Origin of the sequence: Micromonospora musae, from assembly GCF_003626635.1 — a bacterium.
Classification (GTDB): domain Bacteria; phylum Actinomycetota; class Actinomycetes; order Mycobacteriales; family Micromonosporaceae; genus Micromonospora; species Micromonospora musae.
The window spans coordinates 329,189-352,124 of sequence record NZ_RAZT01000003.1 but is presented as its reverse complement, the minus strand read 5'-3'; the positions used below and the strand labels follow the sequence as shown (position 1 = coordinate 352,124).

Here is a 22,936-nt window from a genome sequence, read left to right as displayed (position 1 = left end):
GGGCCGACCAACGTGACCGGGGAGGAGTGCCGTGCCGCTCTCGGAGCACGAGCAGCGGCTGTTCGAGCAGATCGAGCGGTCGCTTGCCGAGGACCCCAAATTCGCCTCGGCCGTGCGCGCCAGCGATCCGCGTTTCCACACGCGGCGTCGCCTGCTCGTCGCTGCCGGCGTCATCATCGCTGGGCTGGCCCTACTGGTCTATGGCGCGGTGATCAAGACTCCGCCGCTGGCTGTGGCGGGTTTCGTCGTCATGTTGGCCTCGGCTGCGTACGCGGTGCAGTCGCACCGTCGAGCGCAGTCACCCGACCTCCACGTGGTGGGTGGGACGACCAGTCGGCGCCGCACTCGCGGGCGCTCCGGTCGCCGTTCCTCGTTCCTCGACCGGATGGAGGACCGGTGGCGTCAGCGCCCGGAGGGGCACCGCTGACCCGCCGCTGACCCACACCGCCCGCCCGGCCGGAACTCTCCTCTTCCGGCCGGGCGGACTGCTCGCCGTCCGCCGCGCCCGGAATGTCCTTCCTCGGCCGGCCGGATGCTCGTCCTTCGGCTGTGCCGGGGCCTTCACCTCTGGCCGTCTGCCGGGCCGGGCCGCTCGCCGTCCGCTGGTCCGCTGCCTTGTCTGCCGGGCCGGGCCGGGCCGGGCCGTTGGCCGTACGCCGGGCCAGGCCGCCGGGATCCTCGTCTTCCGTTCGGGCCTCTTCCTCGGCCGGGCCGGCGGTGGCCGTCGCGCCGAAACGGTGATCGACTCGCCTTCAGGTAAGTCGCGGTGTCCCGCGGCCCGGACAGCCCGACCTCATGGAACTCGTGTGGATCAAGCGGCGCGCCCGATTACCGGCCGGCGCCCGATTACCGGCCGGCGCCCGATCGCCGGCCGGCGCCCGATCGCCGGTCGGCGCCCGGTCGCCGGCCCCCGGCCTCCGACCCCCGCACGCCCGGTCGCCGGCCCCCGGCCTCCGACCCCCGCACGCCCGGTCGCCGGCCCCCGGCCCCCGGCCTCCGACCCCCGCACGCCCGGTCGCCGGCCCCCGGCCCCCGGCCCCCGGCCTCCGACCCCCGCACGCCCGGTCGCCGGCCCCCGGCCCCCGGCCTCCGACCCCCGCACGCCCGGTCGCCGGCCCCCGGCCTCCGACCCCCGCACGCCCGGTCGCCGGCCCCCGGCCCCCGCACGCCCGGTCGCCGGCCCTCGGCCTCCGACCCCCGCACGCCCGGCCGGTGGCCGGGCGTGCGGGCGCTCTCGTGCCCCGGGGCCGGTCAGCGAGCCGCGCGGTCGGCGAGCAGGCGGCGCGGGCTCCACCGCAGCAGGCGGTGCCGGGCCTGGCCGGTCATGGCGACCATCCGGCCCGAGGTGTCCGCCACGGCGAGCCGCCAGCGCTGCAGCACCGAGGGCGGTAGCACCGCCGCGAGCAACCGGGTACGCCGGTCGGCGGCCGCGGCGAGGGTGGCGCGGACCGCGCGCAGCGCCGGCACCAACGGATCACCGGTGAGCGGGTTCCGTGCGTACCGGGCCCGCTCCTCGGCCCGGCCGAGCAACCGCATCGCGTCGGCGGAGTCGGCGTGACCGCTGAGTACGCCCCCGATGAGCCGGTCGGCGGTCGCCCGCGGCGTCTCCGTCCGGTCCACCGGCACCCGGTAGTCGACAAGCGTGTCGAGCAGCTCGTCCCAGGCCGCGTGCGCGTCGGCCCGCGCCCGGTCGGCGTCCGCGCCGACCACCACCATCCGCTGGCCGGCCGCCGGGCCGACGCCGACGCCCACGTCCGGGTCGGTGGCGGCGACCGCCACCGGCGTCCGGCCGCCGCGACGGCGGCGCAGGGAGACCCGACGCAGTGCCGGCAGCGCGAGCACCAGCAGGAGCAGCAGCGAACCGGCGGCCCACCAGGGCCAGACGGGGGCCTGCTCGGTGGGGGTCTCCGCGCCGAGGGAGAGGCCCGTGTCGGTGTCCCGGTCCTCCCGCTCCGAGCCCACCGCGCCGGGGGACTCCTCCGGATCCGTGCCGGTGTTCGGCGCGCCCGGCTGATCGGGGAGGGGATCCGGCGCGTCCGTGTCCGGGGCCCAGGCCGACCGGGTGGAGCCGGGCACGCCGTACGCCGGGGTGGCGTCGAACGGTACCCAGCCGATCCCGTCGAAGTAGACCTCGGTCCAGGCGTGCAGGTTGCGGTTGGTGAGGGTGTAGGTGTTGCCGTTGCGGTTGCTGCCGCTGGTGAAGCCGAACGCGACCCGGGCCGGGATACCGGCCGCCCGGACCAGCCACCCCATCGCGGCCGCGTACTGCTGACAGAAGCCGACCTTGTTGGTGAGGAAGTCGACGATGTCCTCGCCGCTGGTGCCGCCCTCGGTGCGCAGCTGGTAGCTGAAGCCGTTGTCGGAGGAGAAGTAGTCGTAGATCGCCCGGACCTTGTCGTACTCGGTCACCTTGCCCTGGACGAGTCGGTCCACCAGCTCCGTCACCTGCGGCACCGGCGGCGTCTTGGTCTGCTGCCGTCGCACCAGGGGGTGGTCGGCGGGCAGCTTCCGGGCGGTGCGCAGCGCCGCCGGGCTGTACGTCGACCGGACGTACTCGAAGGAGTAGCGCTTGCCGCGCGAGTTCTCCCGGTTGGAGAAGACGATCTGCCGGTCGTCGTCGTAGAGCCAGCTCGAGTTCAGGTCCTCCGTGCGGACCGGTTCGGAGTAGACCGGCAGCAGCGGGATGTCCAGGTCGCGGCTGACCTCGACGGTGGCCTGGTACTGGCGCTGCTCGACGCCGCGGCGCTCGGGGACGGTCGGGTCGGGCAGGTCGCGGGTGACCGGCCGGCCGGAGGGGTTGGTCACCTCGAAGCCGCTCGACTTCAGCTCGTCGGCCACCCCGAAGCGCAGGTAGAACGGGCTCGCTTCGTTGGTGGTGACCTTGATCAGGTCGGCGACCTCGGACTGGTTCAGCTGGCCGCTGAGCGCGGCGAACAGGTTGATCTTTCCGGGAGCGCCGCCCTGGCCGGGCCGGCCGGTGCCGTTGCCGCTCCCGTTGCCGGAGCTGAGGGAGTCGAGCAGGCTGCCGTTCATCCCCGGCACGGGGACCAGCGGCAGGAGGACCGCCACCGCCACGCCGAGCACCGCGAGCCGCCGGCCGGCGGCGGCCAGCGGAGAAGCCTCCCAGACGTCGATGTCCCGGCCGTCCCCGCTGAACCGGCGGCCGAAGCGGCGTACCCGGTCGACGTTGTCCGCGCCCAGCAGCCAGAGGTAGCCGACGGCGCCGACCACGAACGGGACCGGCGGCACGTTGTCGACGTAGACGGCGACGGGGACCGAGTAGATGGCGAGCATCGGCAGGCCCGCCAGGGCCGGGCGGCGCAACCCGACGGTGAGCAGGTCGACCACGACGGCCACCGCTCCCACGCCGAGCACCGTGATGAACAGCAGCGGCGGGGTGTCGGGCACCTCCACGCCGTAGGAGCGCATGTCCTGCACCGAGCCGCCCAGCAGCTCGCTGAAGTGCGCGAAGGTGGCCGGGGTGGGCAGCACCGCGAGAATCTCGCTCCCGGCGGGGAAGAGCCAGGTGAGCGCCAGGGTGAGCCCCGCCAGCATGCCGAGCACCTGACCCCAGAGGGGGGCCCGCAGCGCCCGGGTCAGCGCGGCCGCCCCGGCGACCACGCCGACCGCGATGGCCGACTCGATCAGCCAGGTCCAGCGTTCGAAGATGGCCGACAGCGGCGCCGCGGCGAGCAGCGTCGCACCGGCGGCCACCAGGCCGAGATTCCGATGGCGGGTCATGACCCGGTCCCTCCCCTCATGCCGCTGCTTCGTCGTACCGGGCGGCGGGCGGCTCGACCGCGTCGAACCGGTCGGTTCGCGCGCCGGCTCCGCTCATCGCACGCCGCCGGCCACCGTATCGGCCAGCACCGCGCGCAGCGCGAACCCCTGCGAGCCGCGGCCCGCCTGCGGCCAGATCGCCGGCAGTCGGGTGCCGTGGTCGACGCCGATCACCCGCCAACCGCTGCGCAGCAGCGACAGCGCGGCGGCCGCGTGCGTCTGCTCCGCCTCGGCCCGGGCCTTCTCGGGCAGGTTCAACCAGGTGGAGCTGTTGACCAGGAAGCCGACGCAGATCGCACCGTTGGCGCGGAGACCGGCGAGCAGCTCCGCCTCGGCGGTGCTCAGGGAGCCGAAGACGCCGATGATCAGACCGCCGTCGGCCCGCTGGCGGACCCGCTGCACCAGCTCGGTCACCTCGGTCCGCTGGTCGAGACGTACCTCGGCGAGCTGGTCGAGGAGGAGGCCGTCGCCGCCGCCCTCGGTGGCGTCCACGTCCGCGCCGGCCCCGGTGACCAGGCGCAGCTTGTAGCCGGCCTGGCGCAGGTGCACGGCGATGCTCGCGGTCGCCGAGACCGCCCACTCGAAGCTCGCCGTCGGACCGTCACCGCGATGGCCGTACGCGCGGGTGTCCAGCACCACCGTCGCCCGGCTCTCCCAGGGTTGCTCCTCCCGGCGCACCATCAGCTCGCCGGTGCGCGCCGTCGACTTCCAGTGCACCCGGCGCAGGTCGTCGCCCATCCGGTACTCCCGGGTCGCCGCGTCGTCCTCGCCGTGCACCGCCACCGAGCGGGCGCGGCTGTCGCCGCTTCCGGCGTACTCGCCGGGCAGCCGGACCGACGGCAGGGGCGTGACCTGCGGGATCACCGTCAGGTGGTCGATGCTGGGGAAGGCGCGGCTGAGCTCGCAGAGCCCGAACGGGTCGGTCAGGCGCACCACCAGCGGGCCCACCTCGTAGCGGCCGCGGACGTCGGCCCGGACCGTGTACGCCACCGAACTCGCCTGGTGCGCGCCGAGTCGCTCCAGCACCACCCGGGGGCGGCTGCCCAGTGCGTAGGGCAGCCGGTCCTCCAGCAGCAGGGTGCCGGTGGGCAGGCGGGACAGGTTCTGCAGCCGCAGCACCACCCGGGAGCTCGCCCCGACCGGCACCCGGTGCGGGTCCAGCGACCGGTTGCAGGCCAGCTTGTAGCGGCTGCGCCCGACGTAGGCCGCGGCGAGCAGGGGCAGGACGGCGAGCAGCACGGCCACCCGGAGCAGGTCCTTCTCACCGAGGATCCCCGCCGAGACGGCCGCGGCGACCGCAGCGGCCAGGAACGAGCGCCCGCGGGTGGTCAGCCCGCGCAGCCCTTCACGCACGTCATGGCCTCCGCGGCTCGTACGGCCCGCGGCCGTTGCCGCTCGCCGGTCGGGTGTCGTAGGGGGAGCGCTTGCGGTCGTTCGGCAGCGGCAGCCGGTGCACCAGGTCGGAGACGATCGCGTCGGTGGTGCGCCGGGCGAGCTGGGCGTCGGCGGTGGGGATGATCCGGTGCGCCAGCACCGGCACGGCCAGCGCCTGGAGGTCGTCGGGAAGGACGTAGTCGCGGCCCTCGAGGGCGGCCACCGCGCGGGCGGTGCGCAGCAGCTGGAGCGTGGCCCGGGGAGAGGCGCCCAGCCGCAGGTCGGGGGCTTCGCGGGTGGCGGTGACCAGGTCGATGGCGTACTGCTTGACCGCGTCGGCGACGTGCACCTGGCGGACCGTCGCGATCAGCCGCCGCACGGTGGCCGCGTCGGAGACCGGACGCAGCTGATCGAGCGGGTCGGTGGCCCCGTGGCCGTCGAGCATCGCCAGCTCCGCGCCGACGTCCGGGTAGCCCATCGCGATCCGGGCGGTGAACCGGTCCCGCTGCGCCTCGGGCAGCGGGTAGGTGCCCTCCATCTCGATCGGGTTCTGGGTCGCGATCACCATGAACGGGGTCTGCAACTGGTAGGTCACGCCGTCGACGGTGACCTGCCGCTCCTCCATGCACTCCAGCAACGCCGACTGGGTCTTCGGCGAGGCCCGGTTGATCTCGTCGCCGACCACCAGGTTGGCGAAGACCGCGCCGGGCCGGAACTCGAAGTCGTGGGTCTCCTGGTTGTAGACGCTGACGCCGGTGACATCGCTGGGGAGCAGGTCCGGGGTGAACTGGATCCGGCGCACCGAGCAGTCGATGGAGCGGGCCAGGGCCTTGGCGAGCTTGGTCTTGCCGACGCCGGGGACGTCCTCGATGAGGAGGTGACCCTCGGCGAGCAGGACCGCCAACGCGAGGCGAACGGTGGCCGTCTTACCCTCGATGACCTGCTCTATGTTGGCCACGACGGCCTCGCTCGCGGCACGGAACTCGTCGTGCGGCAGCAGGCCGCCGACCTCGTCCCAGGTCTGTTGTGTCACGGGCCTCCTCCTCGTCGCCGGAACGGCAGCTCTGTATAGAGCAGCTGGACCCGTCGTTGGGTTCGCGACGCCGAGCCTCGTCTGCCGCACAAATCTCACTGGCCTCTCAGGCTAACCATGTTTGTCGTGATCGCCGACCCCCACGGTCAGACCGCCGGTTACGCCCCGAATATTCGTCAGGTTGGGGGACCGTACGCCCCTCGGTCCGGCTGTCCCGGCGGCGCGGTGGCCGGCGTCCCGAGGCGTGGTGGCGGGCCACCGGTCCCGCCGGAGCTGGGGGTACACTGCCGTCATGGCCGGAGTCTTCCTGCTTCTTACCGAGCCGTGCTGATGCGCTGAACGCGCGACAGCACGGCGGCCCCTCCTGCGTGAGGGGCTTTTTTGTGCCCGTCGCCCGCCAGCCGGTGGGCGGGCGGGCGGCGAGCACCAGCAGACCGCACGAGACGACCGCGCCGAGCGACGCGAGGAGACGCGATGAGTGAGGCAGCCGCACCGGCGGGCGACATTCCCCCGTTCCGGTACACCGCGGCCCTGGCCGACGAGATCGAGAACCGTTGGCAGGACATCTGGGAGCGGGAGGGCACCTTCCACGCCCCCAACCCGACCGGGCCGCTGGCCGACCCCGACCACCCCCGGGCGGGCGCGGAGAAGCTCTACGTGCTGGACATGTTCCCCTACCCGTCCGGGGCGGGCCTGCACGTCGGGCACCCGCTGGGCTACATCGGCACCGACTGCTTTGCCCGCTACCAGCGGATGGCCGGCCGGAACGTGCTGCACGCGATGGGCTTCGACGCGTTCGGCCTGCCCGCCGAGCAGTACGCGGTGCAGACCGGCACCCACCCCAGGACCACCACCGAGCAGAACATCCAGCGGTACAAGGCGCAGCTGCGCCGGCTGGGCCTGGCTCACGACGAGCGCCGTTCGGTCGCCACCATCGACACGGACTTCTACCGCTGGACCCAGTGGATCTTCCTGCAGATCTTCAACTCCTGGTACGACCGGGACGCCGAGCGCGCCCGGCCGATCGCCGAGCTGATCGCCGAGTTCTCCGGCGGCACCCGGCCGACGCCGGATGGCCGTCCGTGGGCCGAGCTGTCCGTGGCCGAGCGCCGGGAGATCGTCGACGGCCATCGGCTGGCGTACGTCTCGCAGGCGCCGGTGAACTGGTGCCCGGGTCTGGGCACCGTGCTGGCCAACGAGGAGGTCACCGCGGACGGCCGCTCGGAGCGGGGCAACTTCCCGGTCTTCAAGCGGAACCTGAAGCAGTGGATGATGCGGATCACCGCGTACGGTGACCGGCTGCTGGACGACCTGGACACGCTGGACTGGCCCGACGCGATCAAGCTGATGCAGCGCAACTGGATCGGCCGGTCCCAGGGCGCGCACATCGACTTCCCGACGGCCGCCGAGCCGGTCCGGGTGTTCACCACCCGGCCGGACACGGTCTTCGGAGCCACCTACATGGTGCTGGCGCCGGAGCACGAGCTGGTCGACGCGCTGGTGCCGGCGACCTGGCCGGAGGGGACCAAGGAGTCCTGGACCGGCGGGCACGCCAGCCCGCGGGCCGCCGTCGAGGCGTACCGCAAGGCGGCCGCGGCCAAGACCGACGTCGAGCGGCAGGCCGACACGAAGGAGAAGACCGGCGTCTTCGTCGGGGCGTACGCCACCAATCCGGTCAACGGCGCGCAGGTCCCGATCTTCATCGCGGACTACGTGCTGGCCGGCTACGGCACCGGGGCGATCATGGCGGTTCCCGCCCAGGACGAGCGGGACTGGGCCTTCGCCGAGGTCTTCGACCTGCCGATCGTCCGGACGGTGCAGCCCGCCGAGGGCTTCGACGGCAAGGCGTACACCGGCGACGGCCCGGCGATCAACAGCGCGGCGCCCGAGCGCGGCCTGGACCTGAACGGCCTGGCGGTCGCCGAGGCCAAGGCCAGCATCATCGAGTGGCTGGAGGCGAACGGGCACGGCCGCGGCACGGTCACCTACCGGCTGCGCGACTGGCTGTTCAGCCGGCAGCGTTACTGGGGCGAGCCGTTCCCGATCGTGTACGACGAGACCGGTGCCGCCATCGCGCTGCCGGAGGAGATGCTGCCGGTCGAGCTGCCCGAGGTGGAGGACTTCTCACCGCGGACGTTCGCCCCGGACGACGCCGACAGCAACCCGGAGACGCCGCTGTCGCGGGCCCGCGACTGGGTCGAGGTCGAACTGGACCTGGGGGACGGCCCGAAGCGGTACACCCGGGAGACCAACGTGATGCCGCAGTGGGCCGGCTCCTGCTGGTACGAGCTGCGTTACCTGGACCCGACCAACACCTCCCGCTTCGTGGATGCGGAGAACGAGCGGTACTGGATGGGCCCGCGCGGCGAGGGCGACTGCGGCGGCACCGACCTGTACGTGGGCGGCGCCGAGCATGCCGTACTGCACCTGCTGTACGCCCGGTTCTGGCACAAGGTGCTGTTCGACCTGGGCCACGTGTCGTCGTTCGAGCCGTTCCGCAAGCTGTTCAACCAGGGCATGATCCAGGCGTACGCGTACACCGACTCCCGGGGCAGCTACGTGCAGGCCGAGGAGGTCATCGAGCGCGACGGCGGCTACTACCTGGGCGATGACGTGGTCAATCGCGAGTACGGCAAGATGGGCAAGTCGCTGAAGAACGTCGTCACGCCGGACGAGATGTGCGAGGCGTACGGGGCGGACACGTTCCGGGTCTACGAGATGTCGATGGGCCCGCTGGAGGTGTCCCGCCCGTGGGAGACCCGGGCGGTCGTCGGCTCCTACCGGTTCCTGCAGCGGGTCTGGCGGGCCGTCGTCGACGAGCAGACCGGTGCGCTGCGGGTCACCGACGAGCCGGCCGACGAGGCGACCCGGCGGCTGCTGCACAAGGCCGTCGACGGGGTCCGGGCCGACATGGACGGGATCCGGTTCAACACCGCGATCGCCAAGCTGATCGAGCTGACCAACGCGCTGACCCGGCTGCCCGCCACCCCACGTGAGGTGGCCGAGCCGCTGGTGCTGATGCTGGCGCCGTTCGCCCCGCACGTGGCCGAGGAGCTGTGGCGGCGGCTGGGGCACGACACCTCGCTGACGTACGCGGACTTCCCGGTCGCCGACCCGGCGCTGCTGGTGGCCGAGACGGTCACCTACCCGGTGCAGGTCAACGGGAAGGTCCGCGGCCGGGTCGAGGTCCCCGCCGACGCGTCGGAGGAGACGGTCCGCGCCGGCGCCCTGGAGGCGGTGGCCGCGACCCTGGGCGGCAAGGATCCGCGCAAGGTGATCGTGGTGAAGGGCCGGATGGTCTCGGTCGTGCTCTGAACCGGCTGGTGGGCGCGCCCTCGTCGGGCGCGCCCACGGCGGGTTCGTCCTGGTCGGCCGGCGCGCCGTGCACCGCGCCCGGTTTGCGGCACCGCTGTCGAGGTCGGCGGCGGTACCCGGTCGCCGCGATTGCGGCATCGCGGTCGAGGTCGGTGGCGGTACCTGGTCGCCGCGCGGTTTGCGGCATCGCGGCCGAGGCAGGCGGCGGTACCCGGTCGCCACGCGCGGTTTGCGGCACCGCGGTCGAGCTCGGTCGCCGCGCCTGTGGAACTGACGTCACCAAAGACTCAAGCGGTCATCTGTCGGCATCGCCGTCTGAGTCGGCATCGCGTCTGAGCCGGCAGCTGAGTCGGCGTCGGCGTCTCGAGTTGGCGTCGGCCGACAGTGAGCCCCGAACCGGCGCTGATCAACTCGACTTCATTGAAGTCGGGGTATCAACGGCGGGTTATCGCCCCGACTTCATGGATGTCGAGTGGATCAACCCGACCCGGGCGGGTCAGGGTGGGTCAACCCGAACCAGGCGGGTCGACCGATCCGAACGTGTCAATTCGATCCCCGTGTGAGTCGGAGTTGGCGTCGGCGTCCGAGTCGTTTCTGACATCAGCTCGAAAGGCTCCGCGGGGCGCTGCCAAGAGCCGGCGGCTGCCACGGCACGAGCCGAGCCGGGCCAAACCGGGCCGAGCCAAACCGAGCCGAGCCAAACCAAACCGAGCCGAGCCAAAACGAGCCGAGCCAAAACGAGCCGAGCCGGTCAGGCCAGGTCGAGTGCGGCCTCGACCGTCGGGCGGTGCCGGCGTAGCCAGTCGTGCCAGCCGCGTACGGTCTCGACCGCCCCGGCGGCGCGCAACCGGCGCATGCCGGGCTCGTCCCGGTCGGCGCCGGCGGAGATGCCCCGCCACGTGCCCTCGATCTGGTCGAGCATGACCCCGAGCAGTTCGGCCCGGGGGAGCAGCTCTTCGGCCCGCCCCTCGTAGGCGTCGCAGAGCAGCGCGCAGCGGCGGGCCAGCTCCGCCGGGTCGGCGCCGTCGCCGAGCTCGGCCCAGTGCCAGCCGGCGAAGGCCACGTCCTCGATCCGCCGGCCGGGGCCGGCGCGGTCCCAGTCGAGGAACACGATCGGCAGCGGCCCGCCCGGGGTGTCTCGGTACACCGTGTTCTTCGGCGACAGGTCGCCGTGGCAGACAGTCTCGGCGGTACCGGCCAGCGGGCTGCCGGCGCAGGCGTCGTGCAGGCGCCGGATCAGCCCGGCCAGCGCGACCAGCGCCGGGTCGGCGAAGTACGCGGGGTCCTCGCGGTCGCGCCACGGCACCCGGCCCTCGACGTAGCTGAGCACCTGCCGGCCGTGCTCGTCGGTGCCGAGGTGCCGGGGCGCGAGATCCGTGCGCGCGAGATGTGCGAGCAACGCGGCCACGAAGTCGTCGTCCGCCGGCGCCGTGCGACGGACGCTGTCGCCGACGCGGAGCACCTCGGCGATGAAGCCCCCGGGCAGCGGCTCGGCGGCGTCGACGCCGGCGGGGCGGTCCGCGGGATCCGGTCTATCGGACACCGGGGCCCTCCGGCGCGCTCCGCCGGCGCCGCTCCGCCCGCCACAGCCGCCGGACCAGGATCGCGCCGGCGACCAGACCGAGGCCTGCGGGGGCCACGGCGAACCACTGCACGTCGCCGGGCGAGGTGACCGCGGCGCCGACCGCGGCGTAACCGAACGCGCTCGGTACCGCGGCGATCACGCTGCCGGCGAGGAACGGCAGCAGCCGCGCCGCGGTGGTGCCGTAGCCGTAGCTGACCAGCCCGAAGCCGGCGATCGGCAGCAGCCGGACGGTGATCACCCCGAGCACGCTCTGCCGGGCGAACCAGCCGTCGAGCCGGGCCAGTCGGCCGCGAACCCGGGCGGCGACGAACTCCCGCCCCAGCAGCCGGCCGACAGTGAAGCCGATGGCGGCGGCCACCAGCGCCGCGGTCAGCGCGTACCCGGCGCCCTCCAACGGGCCGAAGATCGCGCCCGAGGCGAGGGTGATGAAGGTACGCGGAACCAGCGCGACCAGCAGCAGCGCGCCGCCGAGGACCGCCGCGAGCGGCGCGAAGCCGCCGAGCCGGTCGGCCAGCCCGGGCAGCTCGGACGGATCCGGCCGGGGTACCAGGAGCAGCAGCAGGCCGCACGCCGCGATCACGAGCAGCAGCAGCGCGAACCGGACGGCCGACGGCTGCCGCAGCAGCCGCCGGACGGCGGGTGTCATGCGCGGGCGGCGGCCACCGCGGCGCGGCGCTCGGACCGGAGCCGGTCGGACCAGGTGTCGTCCAGCGGCGGCAGCTGGTGGATCCCGGTGGCCCAGCGCAGCAGCAGGTCGGCGAGGGCGGGGTTGCGGGCCAGCGCCGGACCGTGCGAATACGTCCCGAGCAGCTTGCCGCGCCAGGCGCCCTCGCTGGCGCCGTCGTTGCCGACGCCGGCGGTGACCCGGGCCAGCGGGGAGACGTCCGGCCCGAGGTGGGTACGGCCACCGTGGTTCTCGAAGCCGCTCAGCGGCGGAATCCCCAGCCGGGCGTCGATGTCGCCGGTCAGCTCACCGACGGCCCGGGTCTCGCCCCGGTCGGAGGTGATGTCGAGCAGCTCCAGCCCGGCGCACTTGGTGCCCTTGGCGAAGAACGAGTTGCCGAGCAGCTGGTAGCCGGCGCAGACCCCGAACACGACCGAGCCCTGGGCCACGGCGCGGTGCAGCGAGCCGTCGGCGATCAGCCGTTGCGCGCCCAGCGCCTGCGGGCCGTCCTCGCCGCCGCCGACGAGGTAGATGTCCGCGGTGGCGGGCAGCCGCTGGTCGGAGCGGACCTCCAGCACCTCGATCGGCAGGCCGCGCTGGCGGGCGCGCCGGGCGAGGATCAGGGCGTTGCCCCGGTCGCCGTAGGTGGAGAGCAGGTCGGGGTAGACCCAGACGATGCGCAGGCTCTCAGTTGACACGGTCCAACTCCGCTCGGATGTCCTGGAACGCGGTGTAGTTGGCGATGACCTCGAGGCGCCCCGGGGGCACCGCGCGGACCGCCTCGTCGAAGCTCCGTATGTGCTGGAACGGCACGTCGTTGACGTCGAGCCGGACGGCCAGGTCGTACGCCCGGTCGCCGGTGATCAGCACCTGCCGGCCGCGCAGCGGGGCGAAGTCGACGTCGAAGAGCCAGGAGGTGTCCAGCCCGTCGGGGTCCCGCGCGTTGATCGACAGCAGGGTGGGCGCCACGTCGGCCATGTCGAACGCCTCCAGCCAGCTGGCCGGGTTCTTGGCCAGCAGCAGCCGGATGTGCCGCCCGTCCCGCTCGACCTGCGCGTAGCGGCCGGCGATCGAGGTGACGCTGGAGAGCCGGGAGACCGCGTCGACGGGGCGTACGCCGAACTCCGCGGCCACGGCCAGCGCGGTCGCCGCGTTGCCGACGTTCACCTTGCCGGGTAGCTGGAGGGAGACCTTGTGCCAGGCGCCGGTCGGGTCCAGCACGCCGTCGTCCTCCACCGTCCACTGCGGCTGGGGGCGGCGCAGCGGGCAGCCGGTGCACCACCACTGGTCACCGGAGCGCTGGATGGTGGAGCCGCACTCGGGGCAGACCCACGAGTCGTCGTGCCAGCGCTGTCCCGCGCTGAACCAGGTCACCTGCGGCGGGTTGATCCGGTGGTCGTGGTTGGGCGGCGGCGTGGCCGCCCAGACGACCATCGGGTCGTCGGCGTTGGCCACCACCCGGATGTCCTGGTGCCGGACCAGGGCGGCCCGCCAGAGCTGCGCCATCATGGCGACCTCCTTGGCGCGGTCGAGCTGGTCGCGGGAGAGGTTGAGCAGCGCCACCACGTGCGGCTCGGTCGCCTCCAGCACCTGGGCCAGGTAGTGCTCGTCCACCTCGAGCACCGCGTAGGGGGTGCTGCCCGCCTTGGCCAGGGCGGAGGTGTGGCCGGTCGGCATGTTCGCGCCGAAGGAGTTGGTGGCGACCTTGCCCAGCACGCCGACCGCGGCCGCGGCCAGCCGGGTCGTGGTCGTCTTGCCGTTGGTGCCGGAGACGAGCGCGATCGCCCGACCGGCGGCGAGGTGCGCGAGCAGGTCTGGGTCGATCTTGAGTCCGATCCATCCGCCGATCACCGAGCCGTCACCCCGGCCCGCGGCGCGCGACAACGCCGCGGCGGTCCGGGACACGGAGCTGGCCACCTTCGCCCGCAGGGGCATCTTCGCGTCCGTCACGCGAGCGAGGTTACCGGACCATCGGTCTCGCCAGATCGCCACCGACGGCGAACCGTTCGGCCGGGGCGCTCTGGCGGGCGGCCGATTCCGGCTCCGCCGGACGGAGTCGATCAATGTCGGAAAGCGGACGCGGTCGGTGGGCGGCTCCGGCCCTCCACTCCGCCCCACCCGCCGTGACGTGCGGTTTTAGGCGCGGATCGGTCGCGCCACGCGGGCATTTCTGGTTGCAGGTGGAGGGAAGTGGAGTAGAGTGGGGCCCGATGGTGAGGCCGGGAGGGCCCACCGGCCCGGGGGGTCAGCGGCGCCGCGAACGCCGCTCAGGGGCGAGGGGGTTGGGCCGTGTTTCTCGGCACCCACACTCCGCGCCTGGACGACAAAGGCCGGTTGATCCTTCCGGCGAAGTTCCGGGATGAGCTGGCGGGGGGTGTCGTGATCACCAAAGGGCAGGAGCGCTGCCTCTACGTGTTCCCGATGCCCGAGTTCCAGCGGATCGCGGAGCAGCTGCGTGCTCAACCGATGACGAGCAAGGCGGCCCGGGCCTACAGCCGGGTCTTCTTCGCCAGTGCGCACGACGAGGTTCCGGACAAGCAGGGTCGGGTGACCATCCCGGCCCACCTGCGGGGATACGCGGCGCTCGACCGGGATCTGGTCGTGATCGGCGCGAGCACGCGGGTGGAGATCTGGGACAAGGCCGCCTGGGAGAGCTACCTCGCCGAGAGCGAGGACGAGTTCGCCGACATCGAGGAGGGGGTGCTGCCCGGCGGTCTGTAGGGCGGACGGCGCCCGGCGTACTGCGAGATCTCCAGCCGCTTTCGAGTTCCTGGCACCCCTTCCCCGGTGCCAGGCGCACGATCTCTCGGGGCCCGCGGCCTCGCGACGGGCGGGAGCGGATGGGGATCTGGCGGTACGGCGGCAGGCGCCGGCCGACGCGGGCGCGAGAAGGAAGAACGGTAACCAGCGGTGGGGGTCGACATGGGGGAGATTCGCGGCACGCACGTGCCGGTGCTGCTCGAGCGCTGTCTCGAGCTGCTGGCCCCCGCGCTGGGTCGGGGTGACCGGACGGTCCACGTCGACGCCACGCTGGGGTTGGGCGGGCACGCCGAGGCGGTGCTCGAGGCGCATCCGCAGACGATCCTGATCGGGCTCGACCGGGACACGGAGGCGCTCGCGCACGCCCGGGTACGGCTGGCTCGTTTCGCCGACCGGATCCACCTCGAGCACGCGGTCTACGACGAGTTGCCCGACGTGCTCGACCGGCTGGGTTACCCGGGGGTCGACGGGATCCTGTTCGACCTGGGGGTCTCGTCGCTGCAGTTGGACGCGCCCGACCGGGGGTTCGCCTACGCGCAGGACGCGCCGCTGGACATGCGGATGGACCAGACCCGGGGGGTGACCGCCGAGGAGGTGGTCAACACCTACGGGCATCCGGAGCTGGCCCGGGTGCTGCGGGTGTACGGCGAGGAGAAGTTCGCCGGGCGGATCGCCTCGGCGATCCTTCGGGAGCGGGAACGGGCCCGGATCACCTCGTCGGCGCGGCTCGCGGAGCTGGTCCGGGACTCCATTCCGGCACCAGCCCGACGAACCGGGGGACACCCGGCAAAGAGAACGTTTCAGGCTTTGCGGATCGAGGTAAACAGAGAGCTGGCGGCGCTGGAGACGGCGCTGCCGGCCGCACTCGACGCGCTCAACGTGGGCGGTCGCATGGTGGTCCTGTCCTACCACTCGCTGGAGGACCGGCTCACCAAGGCGGCGCTCGCCGATCGGGTCCGTAGCACGGGCCCGATCGACCTCCCGGTCGAGCTGCCCGGGACCGGCCCGACGTTCCGGCTGCTGAGCCGGGGCGCCGAGCTGCCCGGGGAGCTCGAGGTCGCTGCGAACCCGCGCGCCGCCTCGGTGCGGCTGCGGGCCGCGGAGCGCATCGACCCGGACGCGCAACGGCAGGGGCGGACCGACCGCGAACGGTCCCGTCGGCGCGTCAAGGCGATGAACCAACCGGGCACGGGGTCCGTGCGATCCGTGGGGGATCGCGAAGGGGCCCCGGGGGACGGGACAGGGACGGACGTAGAGGGGGAGGGGACATGAACGTTGACGGGCGCGAGCGCCGGGACTTCACCGGCGTCGGACAGCGCGCACCGCGGTCGGGGGGCCGGACCGCGGCGGAGCGGGTCAGCCGCGTCGGAAACGGTACGTCTCGCACGGACCGGATGAACCGGCAGGGGGAGTCGAGCGCGCGGGGGGCGCGCGAGTTCCCGGTTCAGGGCAGCACGGCGCTGCGGCCGCAGGAGCGGGGTGGCCCGACGGCCGCCCGCCCGCCTCGGCTGCGGGTGGCGCCGCCACCGCCGATGTCGGTGCCGCGAGCGCCGTTCGCCGCGCTGATCGTGGTGCTGGTGGTCGGCGGGGTGCTCGGCATCCTGCTGGTCAACACCAAGATCAATGAGAACGCGTTCAAGCTGGAGAAGCTGCAGCAGCAGCAGGCCCGGCTGGACCTGGAGCAGGAGCAGCTGAAGAAGGAGATCGCCGACGCCGAGGCGCCGGGCAACCTGGCCGCGCAGGCCCGCAAGCTCGGGCTGGTCGAGTCGGGCGAGCCGGGCTACGTCCGTCTGCCGGACGGCCGGACCATCGGCGTGCCGCAGCCGGCCACCGGCGCACCATCGGTGACCAGCCAGCAGGGCACGGGACGCTGACCGGTGCCACCGCGGTCGGAGGATCCGCGCCGGGACGATCCAGGATCCCGGCGCGGCTCGGCCCGGGAGGGCCGGGGCACTGGTGAACCGGGCGTCGGAGGGATCTCCGGCGCCCGGGCGTACACCCCTCGGGGGCGCACCATCCGGGAGGGGAACGAGCGGGTGTCGCGGGGTGGCGGCGCCGAGCAGCGCCGCACCCCGCGCGGCACCCGGTCGGGCGACCCGTTCCGGCCGGCCCTGCAGGTGCTCGACGGTGGGCGCGCCGGGACCGCCCGGACGGCTCGCCGGGACGCCTCGGCGGCCGGCCGCTCCGGCGTGGTCCGCACCGTGCAGGCGCGCATCCCGGGCAACCCGGCCGACGAGCCGGCGGCGCCGCGCCGCCGGACCGCCCCCCGACCGCCGCGCCGGCCGGACCGGCCCGCCGGGCGGCGGCCGTCGCGCAAGCCGCCCAAGCCGCCGAAGCTCGCCGACCCGCGACTGCGACTGCGGTTGGGCACTGTGCTCACCCTGGCGCTCTTCGTGACCATCGGCATCCGACTGGTCGTCCTGCAGGCGGTGGACGCGCCCGCGTACGCCGGCGGCGGCGTCGCGGACCGGACCCGGACGGTCGACCTGCCCGCTCCCCGGGGCGCGATCTACGACCGCACCGGGGCACTGCTCGCGCACAGCGTGGAGGCCCGGTACGTCTTCGCCGACCCGACCCTCATCGAGGATCCGGCGGGCACCGCCAAGGCGCTCTCCCCGCTGCTGGGGATCCCGGCGTCCAAGCTGACCCGGCTCATGCAGCCGCGCAAGCTGGAGAACGGCAACCCGTCGCGCTTCGAGTACCTGGCCCGGGGGGTGGAGATCGGTGTCGCCAAGCAGGTGCAGGCGCTCGAACTGCCCGGCATCGGCGTGCACCGCGACGAGCGGCGCGAGGTGCCGGGCGACGACCTGGCCGCCAACCTGATCGGCTTCACCAGCCAGGACATGGTCGGGTTGGAGGGGCTGGAGGCCCGCTACGACGACCTGCTGCGCGGCGAGGACGGCAAGCGCGTCTACGAGGCCGGCCTCGGCGACCTGGCCGCCCCCATCCCGGGCGGCTACAGCGAGACGACGCAGCCGAAGCCCGGCAGCTCCCTGCAGCTCACCGTCGACCGGGACCTGCAGTACATGACGCAGGTGATCCTCCGCCGGCACACCGAACAGGCGCGCAACGTCACGGCCGCGGCCGTGGTGATCGACGTCGCCACCGGCGACGTGCTGTCCCAGGCGAGCGATCCCACCTACAACGCCGCCAAGCCGGAGGCGAGCAGCCCGGTCGCCCGGGAGGACGTGGCCACCAGCTTCGTGGTCGACCCCGGCTCGGTGCACAAGGCGATCACCTTCGGCGCGGCGCTGCAGGAGGGGGTGATCAAGCCGGACACCACGCTGCCCATCGAGAACAGCATCAAGATGGGCGACACCTGGTTCTCCGACACGCACCCGGCGAACGGCCGACGGATGAGCATCGCCGGGATGCTCGCGTACTCCTCGAACGTCGGCACCATCAAGGTCGCCGAGAAGCTGGGCCGGGACCGCCTCATCGACTACCAGCGCCGGTTCGGGCTGGGCCAGCCCACCGGGGAGGGCATGCCGGGGGAGGCGAGCGGCCGGCTGCTGCCCGCGGAGGAGTGGAGCGGGTCGTCGTACGGGTCGGTGCCGATCGGGCACAGCGTGGACGCCACCGCGCTGCAGATGGCCGCCGCGTACGCCGCCATCGCCAACGACGGGACGTACATCCAGCCGCACCTCATCAAGGAGGTCATCGGGCCGGACGGGAGGCGGACGCCGGCCAAGGCCCCGGTCACCCGCCCGGTGCTGAGCCCGCAGAACGCCCAGGCGCTGCGCACGCTGCTGGAGGCGGTCACCACGGTCGACAACGCCACCGGCGTGACGGCCGCCGTCCCGGGATTCCGGGTCGCCGGCAAGACCGGCACCGGCTGGCGGCTGGTGGACGGGAAGAAGCAACCCGGCGAGGTCTCCTCGTTCATCGGCATGGCGCCGGCCGAGAAGCCCCGCTACGTGATCGCGGTCTTCGCGTACGTCCCCGCCGGCGGCGGCGCGGCGATCGCCGGACCGGCGTTCAAGGAAATGATGCAGTTCACTCTCCGTCACTACAAGGTGCCGCCCTCGACGACGAGCAAGTCGCCCGAGTTCGTGGTCTATCCGCGCTGAGCAGGCACGGCGGGACATCATCGGTGAGTGGGGACGAACCACCGGGGCGGCTGTGCGGCCGACGCCGGACGACCGGGTAGGGTCTGACGCCGTGTCCGGCAATCCTCGTCCCCGTACGGTCACCGGAACCCGGCTCGGCGACCTCGCAGCCCGGCTCACCGTCGAGCCGCCGACCGACGCCGCCGACGTGGTGGTGACCGGCATCACACACGCCAGCCAGGAGGTCCGCCCCGGCGACCTGTACGCGGCGCTGCCCGGCGCCCGCCGGCACGGCGCCGAGTTCGCCGCCGCGGCGGCCGCCGCCGGTGCGGTGGCCGCGTTGACCGACCCGGCCGGCGCGGCCGCGGTGGCGGAGGCCGGCCTGCCGGCCCTCGTGGTGCCCGATCCCCGCGCGGTGCTCGGCGCGCTCGCCGCCGCCGTCTACGGCGACCCGACCGCGGGGCTCACCGTGATCGGGGTGACCGGCACCGCCGGCAAGACCTCGACGGCCTACCTGATCGAGTCCGGCCTGCGCGCCGCCGGGCACACCACCGGACTGATCGGCACGGTGGAGACCCGCCTCGGCGACCTGGTGATCGAGAGCGTGCGGACCACCCCGGAGGCGACCGACCTGCACGCCATGCTCGCCGCCGCGCGCGAGCGCGGGGTGACCGCCGTGGTCATGGAGGTGTCGAGCCACGCGCTGGCCATGGGCCGGGTCGGCGGCGTTCGCTTCGCCGTCGGCGGCTACACCAACTTCGGCTCCGACCACCTCGACTTCCATGCCGACTCGGCGGAGTACTTCGCGGCCAAGGCGCAGCTCTTCGACGGTCGCTGCGGGGTGGAGGTGCTCAACCACGACGACCCGGCGCTGCGACCGCTCTTCAAACCGGCCACGGTCAGCTACTCGGCGTCCGGTGACCGGGCCGCGACCTGGTGGGCCGACGGGATCGGCGGCGAGGGCTACGCCCAGCGCTTCACCGTGCACGGCCCGGACGGGCTCACCCTGCCCGGGAGCGTGGCGCTGCCGGGCCGGCACAACGTGGCCAACGCCCTGCTCGCCATCGCCGCGCTGACGGCCGTCGGGGTGGAGCCCGGCACGGCGGTCGCCGGGGTGGCCGCCTGCGGCGGCGTGCCGGGTCGGCTGGAGCTGGTCACCCCCGCGGACGCGCCCGTCCGTGGCGTGGTCGACTACGCGCACAAGCCGGACGCGATCGTGGCCGCCCTGGCCGCGCTGCGTGAACTGAGCACCGGCCGGCTGATCTGCGTGATCGGCGCCGGTGGGGACCGGGATCGGGGCAAGCGGCCGGTGATGGGCGCCGCCGCCGCGGAGGGAGCCGACGTGGTGCTGGTGACCGACGACAACCCGCGGACCGAGGATCCGGCGGCCATCCGCGCCGAGGTCCTCGCCGGGTCCCGGCAGGCCGGTACGACGGCCCGGATCGCCGAGGTGGCCGGCCGTCGGGCGGCGATCGACGAGGCGGTCCGGCTGGCGGAGCCGGGCGACGTGATCGCGCTGCTCGGCAAGGGCCACGAGCGCGGGCAGGAGGTGGCCGGCGAGGTGCTGCCGTTCGACGACCACACGGAGCTGGCGGCCGCGCTGCGCGCCCGCTTCGGCGACCTGGCGGGTCACCGGTGATCCCCCTGACGCTGGCCGAGGTGGCCACCGCCGTCGACGGTCGGCTCGTCGGCGCCGACCCGGACGCCCGGGTCACCGGCTCGGTCGAGTTCGACTCGCGCAAGGTGAACGCCGGCGGGCTCTTCGTCGCCTTCCCCGGCGAGAAGGCCGACGGGCACGACTTCGCCGAGGGGGCCGTCGAGGCCGGCGTGGTGGCCGTTCTCGGCACCCGGGAGGTGCCCGGCGTGCCGATGGTGCTGGTCGACGACGCGCGGGACGCGATGGGGCGGCTGGCCCGTACGGTGGTCGACCGGCTGCCGCAGCTGACCGTGGTCGGGTTGACCGGCTCCTCCGGCAAGACCACCACCAAGGACCTCGTCGCCCAGCTCAGCTCCCGCCTCGGCACCACGGTCGCGCCGCCCGGCTCGTTCAACAACGAGCTCGGGCATCCGTACACGGCGCTGAAGGCCGATTCGGAGACCCGCTACCTGGTGATGGAGAAGGGCGCCCGCGGGATCGGGCACGTGCGTTACCTCTGCGAGCTGGTGCCGCCCCGGATCTCGGTGGTGCTCAACGTCGGGACGTCGCACATCGGCGGCTTCGGCTCGCAGGCGAACATCGCCCTGGCCAAGGGGGAGCTGGTCGAGGCGCTGCCGGCCGACGGCCTCGCGGTGCTCAACGCCGACGACCCGCTGGTGGCCGCCATGGCGTCCCGCACCGAGGCCCGGGTGGTCTTCTACGGCGAGGCGGCGGACGCCGACGTGCGCGCCGAGGACGTCGTGCTCGACGAGCGGGGCCGCCCGTCGTACACGCTGGTCACGCCCGAGGGGCGCGCGCCGGTGCGGCTCGGCCTGACCGGCCGCCACCAGGTCTCCAACACACTCGCCGCGGCGGCGGTCGCCCGGGAGCTGGGCATGCCGCTGACCGAGCTGGCGCAGGCGCTGGGCGAGCTGGGACTGGTCTCGACCCGGCGGATGGATGTCTTCGACCGGCCCGACGGGGTGACGGTCATCGACGACTCGTACAACGCCAATCCGGCCTCGATGTCGGTGGCGATCAAGGCGCTGGCCGCGCTGGGCGGCGGGCGGCGTACCGTCGCGGTGCTCGGCTACATGGCCGAGCTGGGACCGTACGAGTACGACGGCCATGCGGAGGTCGGCCGGCTCGCGGCCGAGCTGGGCGTCGACCGGCTGCTCGTGGTGGGCGAGTCGGCCGCGCCGATCCACGAAGGCGCGACAGCGGTAAGCAACTGGGGAGGAGAGTCGGTGCTGCTCACCGATCAGGCGGCAGCCGTCGAGGTGTTGCGGGAGGAGCTACGGCCGGGCGACGTCGTCCTGGTCAAGGGCTCCCGGTACCGCACCTGGGAGGTGGCCGACGCGCTGCGCGCTGACGCCAGTGGGGAGACCGCTGCATGAGGGCGGTAATCGTCGCCGTCGGGGTGGCCTTCCTGATCTCGCTCTTCTGCACCCCGATCGCGATCAAGGTCTTCGCCCGGCTGAAGGCCGGCCAGCCGATCCGATCGAACCTCGGGCTCGCCAGCAATGAGGGCAAGAAGGGCACGCCGACGATGGGCGGCGTGGTCTTCATCCTGGCCACGGTCATCGCGTACGTCGCGGGTCACCTGGCCCTGACCACCCTGCCGGACCTGCAGATCGCCCAGGTCGAGCCGACCATCACGGCGCTGGTGCTGCTGGGCCTGATGGTCTTCTCCGGCGCGGTCGGCTTCATCGACGACTTCCTCAAGGTGCGCAAGCGGCACAGCGGGGGTCTCAACAAGCGCGGCAAGCTGCTGGGGCAGATCCTGGTCGGCGCGGTCTTCGGTGTGGTGGCGCTCTACTTCCCGAGCACCATGACCGATGCGAAGGGCACGGCGACCAACACCGAGACCGTCGGCAGCACGACGTTGAGCTTCATCCGGGACATCCCGGCGCTGGAGCTCACCAAGGTCGGCGCGGTCATCCTCTTCATCTTCGTGGTGATGGCGGCGACGAACGGGGTGAACCTCACCGACGGCCTGGACGGTCTCGCCACCGGCGCGTCGGTGATGGTCCTCGCCGCGTACGGGCTCATCGCGTTCTGGCAGTACCGGCACTGGTGCGCCGACCCGAGCTACACCCGGGACTACTGCTACGCGGTCCGCGACCCGCTGGAGATCGCGCTGATCGCCGGGGCGGCGGCCGGGGCCTGTGTGGGCTTCCTCTGGTGGAACACCTCACCGGCCCGGATCTTCATGGGTGACACGGGTGCGCTCGGCCTCGGTGGCCTGATCGCCGGCATGGCGATGTCCACCCGGACCATCATGCTGCTGCCGATCATCGGCGGCCTCTTCGTGATCATCACGATGTCCGTCGTGATCCAGATCATCTCGTTCAAGACCACCGGCAAGCGCGTGTTCCGGATGTCGCCCCTGCAGCACCACTTCGAACTGGCGGGGTGGAGCGAGGTCAACATCGTGGTCCGGTTCTGGATCATCGCGGGCATCTGCGTGGCGATCGCCCTGGGCCTCTTCTACAGCGAGTACCTCGCCAACGTCACCTGAGCCGTCCGGCCGGCCGGGCCGACCGTCCCGCCCGTCGGGAGGTCGGCCCGCCGCTGGTCGGGACGGCCGGCATCCTGCCGCGCGGGCTCCGCGCGCGGCTCCCTCCTCGCGGCCCGACACGCCGAAGGGGCGGTTGCGGGGGCGGGCGCCCGGCGTAGCCGCGATGATGTCCGGGTGGGGGAGGAACGAGGCACCGAGGGCACCAGCAAGGCCCGGCCC

General features: G+C 73.4%; 16 protein-coding genes. 9 read left to right on the top strand and 7 right to left on the bottom strand.

What is annotated here, in order from left to right:
* Positions 1 to 31 precede the first annotated feature (31 nt).
* On the top strand, positions 32 to 427 hold the full coding sequence (locus D7044_RS07430) for a DUF3040 domain-containing protein (RefSeq protein WP_120678207.1): 396 nt from the start codon (positions 32 to 34) through the stop codon (positions 425 to 427).
* Positions 428 to 1,251: 824 nt separating this feature from the next.
* On the opposite strand, the gene D7044_RS07420 is transcribed toward D7044_RS07430, so the two are convergent.
* The 3 genes from D7044_RS07420 to D7044_RS07410 form a co-directional block, all read right to left on the bottom strand.
* Positions 1,252 to 3,741: a transglutaminase TgpA family protein gene (locus tag D7044_RS07420; protein ID WP_120688347.1), complete on the bottom strand. Its 2,490-nt coding sequence runs from the start codon at positions 3,739 to 3,741 to the stop codon at positions 1,252 to 1,254.
* A gap of 93 nt (positions 3,742 to 3,834) precedes the next feature.
* Positions 3,835 to 5,133, bottom strand: coding sequence for a DUF58 domain-containing protein (locus D7044_RS07415; protein ID WP_120688346.1), 1,299 nt, complete (start codon positions 5,131 to 5,133; stop codon positions 3,835 to 3,837).
* Position 5,134: 1 nt separating this feature from the next.
* A complete protein-coding gene (locus D7044_RS07410) occupies positions 5,135 to 6,187 on the bottom strand; it encodes an AAA family ATPase (protein ID WP_120678202.1) in 1,053 nt (350 codons plus the stop codon).
* A gap of 474 nt (positions 6,188 to 6,661) precedes the next feature.
* Here D7044_RS07410 and leuS point away from each other — a divergent pair, with 474 nt between their 5' ends.
* Positions 6,662 to 9,502 carry a leucine--tRNA ligase gene (gene leuS / locus D7044_RS07405; protein WP_120688345.1) on the top strand — a complete coding sequence of 947 codons (2,841 nt, stop codon included), beginning with the start codon at positions 6,662 to 6,664 and terminating at the stop codon, positions 9,500 to 9,502.
* 751 nt (positions 9,503 to 10,253) lie between these two features.
* On the opposite strand, the gene D7044_RS07400 is transcribed toward leuS, so the two are convergent.
* From D7044_RS07400 to D7044_RS07385, 4 genes are read right to left on the bottom strand one after another with little or no spacing between them, the layout of a single operon-like run.
* Positions 10,254 to 11,045 (bottom strand): phosphotransferase, encoded by a 792-nt coding sequence (locus D7044_RS07400; RefSeq protein WP_120688344.1) that lies wholly within the window; start codon positions 11,043 to 11,045, stop codon positions 10,254 to 10,256.
* Complete coding sequence (locus tag D7044_RS07395; protein ID WP_120678194.1) at positions 11,035 to 11,733, bottom strand: TVP38/TMEM64 family protein; 699 nt, start codon at positions 11,731 to 11,733, stop codon at positions 11,035 to 11,037. The genes D7044_RS07400 and D7044_RS07395 overlap by 11 nt, the downstream gene beginning before the upstream one ends.
* Positions 11,730 to 12,449: a type 1 glutamine amidotransferase gene (locus D7044_RS07390; RefSeq protein WP_120678192.1), complete on the bottom strand. Its 720-nt coding sequence runs from the start codon at positions 12,447 to 12,449 to the stop codon at positions 11,730 to 11,732. Before D7044_RS07390 ends, D7044_RS07395 begins: the two co-directional genes overlap by 4 nt.
* Entirely contained in the window at positions 12,439 to 13,686 is a 1,248-nt protein-coding gene (locus D7044_RS07385) for a MurT ligase domain-containing protein (protein WP_120678896.1), read from the bottom strand. Before D7044_RS07385 ends, D7044_RS07390 begins: the two co-directional genes overlap by 11 nt.
* Before the next feature lie 354 nt (positions 13,687 to 14,040).
* Between D7044_RS07385 and mraZ the strand changes: the two genes are divergently transcribed.
* The 7 genes from mraZ (at position 14,041) to mraY (ending at position 22,717) form a co-directional block, all read left to right on the top strand.
* The gene (gene mraZ, locus D7044_RS07380; protein ID WP_120678190.1) at positions 14,041 to 14,472 is read left to right on the top strand and encodes a division/cell wall cluster transcriptional repressor MraZ; all 432 of its coding nucleotides are present in this window, start codon (positions 14,041 to 14,043) and stop codon (positions 14,470 to 14,472) included.
* 201 nt (positions 14,473 to 14,673) lie between these two features.
* A complete protein-coding gene (rsmH, locus tag D7044_RS07375) occupies positions 14,674 to 15,783 on the top strand; it encodes a 16S rRNA (cytosine(1402)-N(4))-methyltransferase RsmH (protein ID WP_120678894.1) in 1,110 nt (369 codons plus the stop codon).
* Positions 15,780 to 16,385, top strand: coding sequence for a septum formation initiator family protein (locus D7044_RS07370; RefSeq protein ID WP_120678188.1), 606 nt, complete (start codon positions 15,780 to 15,782; stop codon positions 16,383 to 16,385). Before rsmH ends, D7044_RS07370 begins: the two co-directional genes overlap by 4 nt.
* A 3-nt stretch (positions 16,386 to 16,388) precedes the next feature.
* Positions 16,389 to 18,581, top strand: a complete 2,193-nt coding sequence (locus D7044_RS07365) for a peptidoglycan D,D-transpeptidase FtsI family protein (RefSeq protein ID WP_120678186.1) — start codon at positions 16,389 to 16,391, stop codon at positions 18,579 to 18,581.
* Positions 18,582 to 18,633: 52 nt separating this feature from the next.
* On the top strand, positions 18,634 to 20,199 hold the full coding sequence (locus D7044_RS07360; RefSeq protein WP_120678179.1) for a UDP-N-acetylmuramoyl-L-alanyl-D-glutamate--2,6-diaminopimelate ligase: 1,566 nt from the start codon (positions 18,634 to 18,636) through the stop codon (positions 20,197 to 20,199).
* On the top strand, positions 20,196 to 21,593 hold the full coding sequence (locus D7044_RS07355; RefSeq protein ID WP_120688343.1) for a UDP-N-acetylmuramoyl-tripeptide--D-alanyl-D-alanine ligase: 1,398 nt from the start codon (positions 20,196 to 20,198) through the stop codon (positions 21,591 to 21,593). Before D7044_RS07360 ends, D7044_RS07355 begins: the two co-directional genes overlap by 4 nt.
* Positions 21,590 to 22,717, top strand: coding sequence for a phospho-N-acetylmuramoyl-pentapeptide-transferase (gene mraY, locus D7044_RS07350; protein WP_120678175.1), 1,128 nt, complete (start codon positions 21,590 to 21,592; stop codon positions 22,715 to 22,717). Before D7044_RS07355 ends, mraY begins: the two co-directional genes overlap by 4 nt.
* Positions 22,718 to 22,936: the final 219 nt, after the last annotated feature.

What these genes read in the sequence shown, in the direction of transcription:
- D7044_RS07420 (WP_120688347.1), bottom strand. Translation starts at nt 3,741, where the DNA reads ATGACCCGCCATCGGAATCTCGGCCTGGTGGCCGCCGGTGCGACGCTG.
- leuS (WP_120688345.1), top strand. Translation starts at nt 6,662, where the DNA reads ATGAGTGAGGCAGCCGCACCGGCGGGCGACATTCCCCCGTTCCGGTAC.
- D7044_RS07395 (WP_120678194.1), bottom strand. Translation starts at nt 11,733, where the DNA reads ATGACACCCGCCGTCCGGCGGCTGCTGCGGCAGCCGTCGGCCGTCCGG.
- D7044_RS07385 (WP_120678896.1), bottom strand. Translation starts at nt 13,686, where the DNA reads ATGCCCCTGCGGGCGAAGGTGGCCAGCTCCGTGTCCCGGACCGCCGCG.
- rsmH (WP_120678894.1), top strand. Translation starts at nt 14,674, where the DNA reads ATGGGGGAGATTCGCGGCACGCACGTGCCGGTGCTGCTCGAGCGCTGT.
- D7044_RS07370 (WP_120678188.1), top strand. Translation starts at nt 15,780, where the DNA reads ATGAACGTTGACGGGCGCGAGCGCCGGGACTTCACCGGCGTCGGACAG.
- mraY (WP_120678175.1), top strand. Translation starts at nt 21,590, where the DNA reads ATGAGGGCGGTAATCGTCGCCGTCGGGGTGGCCTTCCTGATCTCGCTC.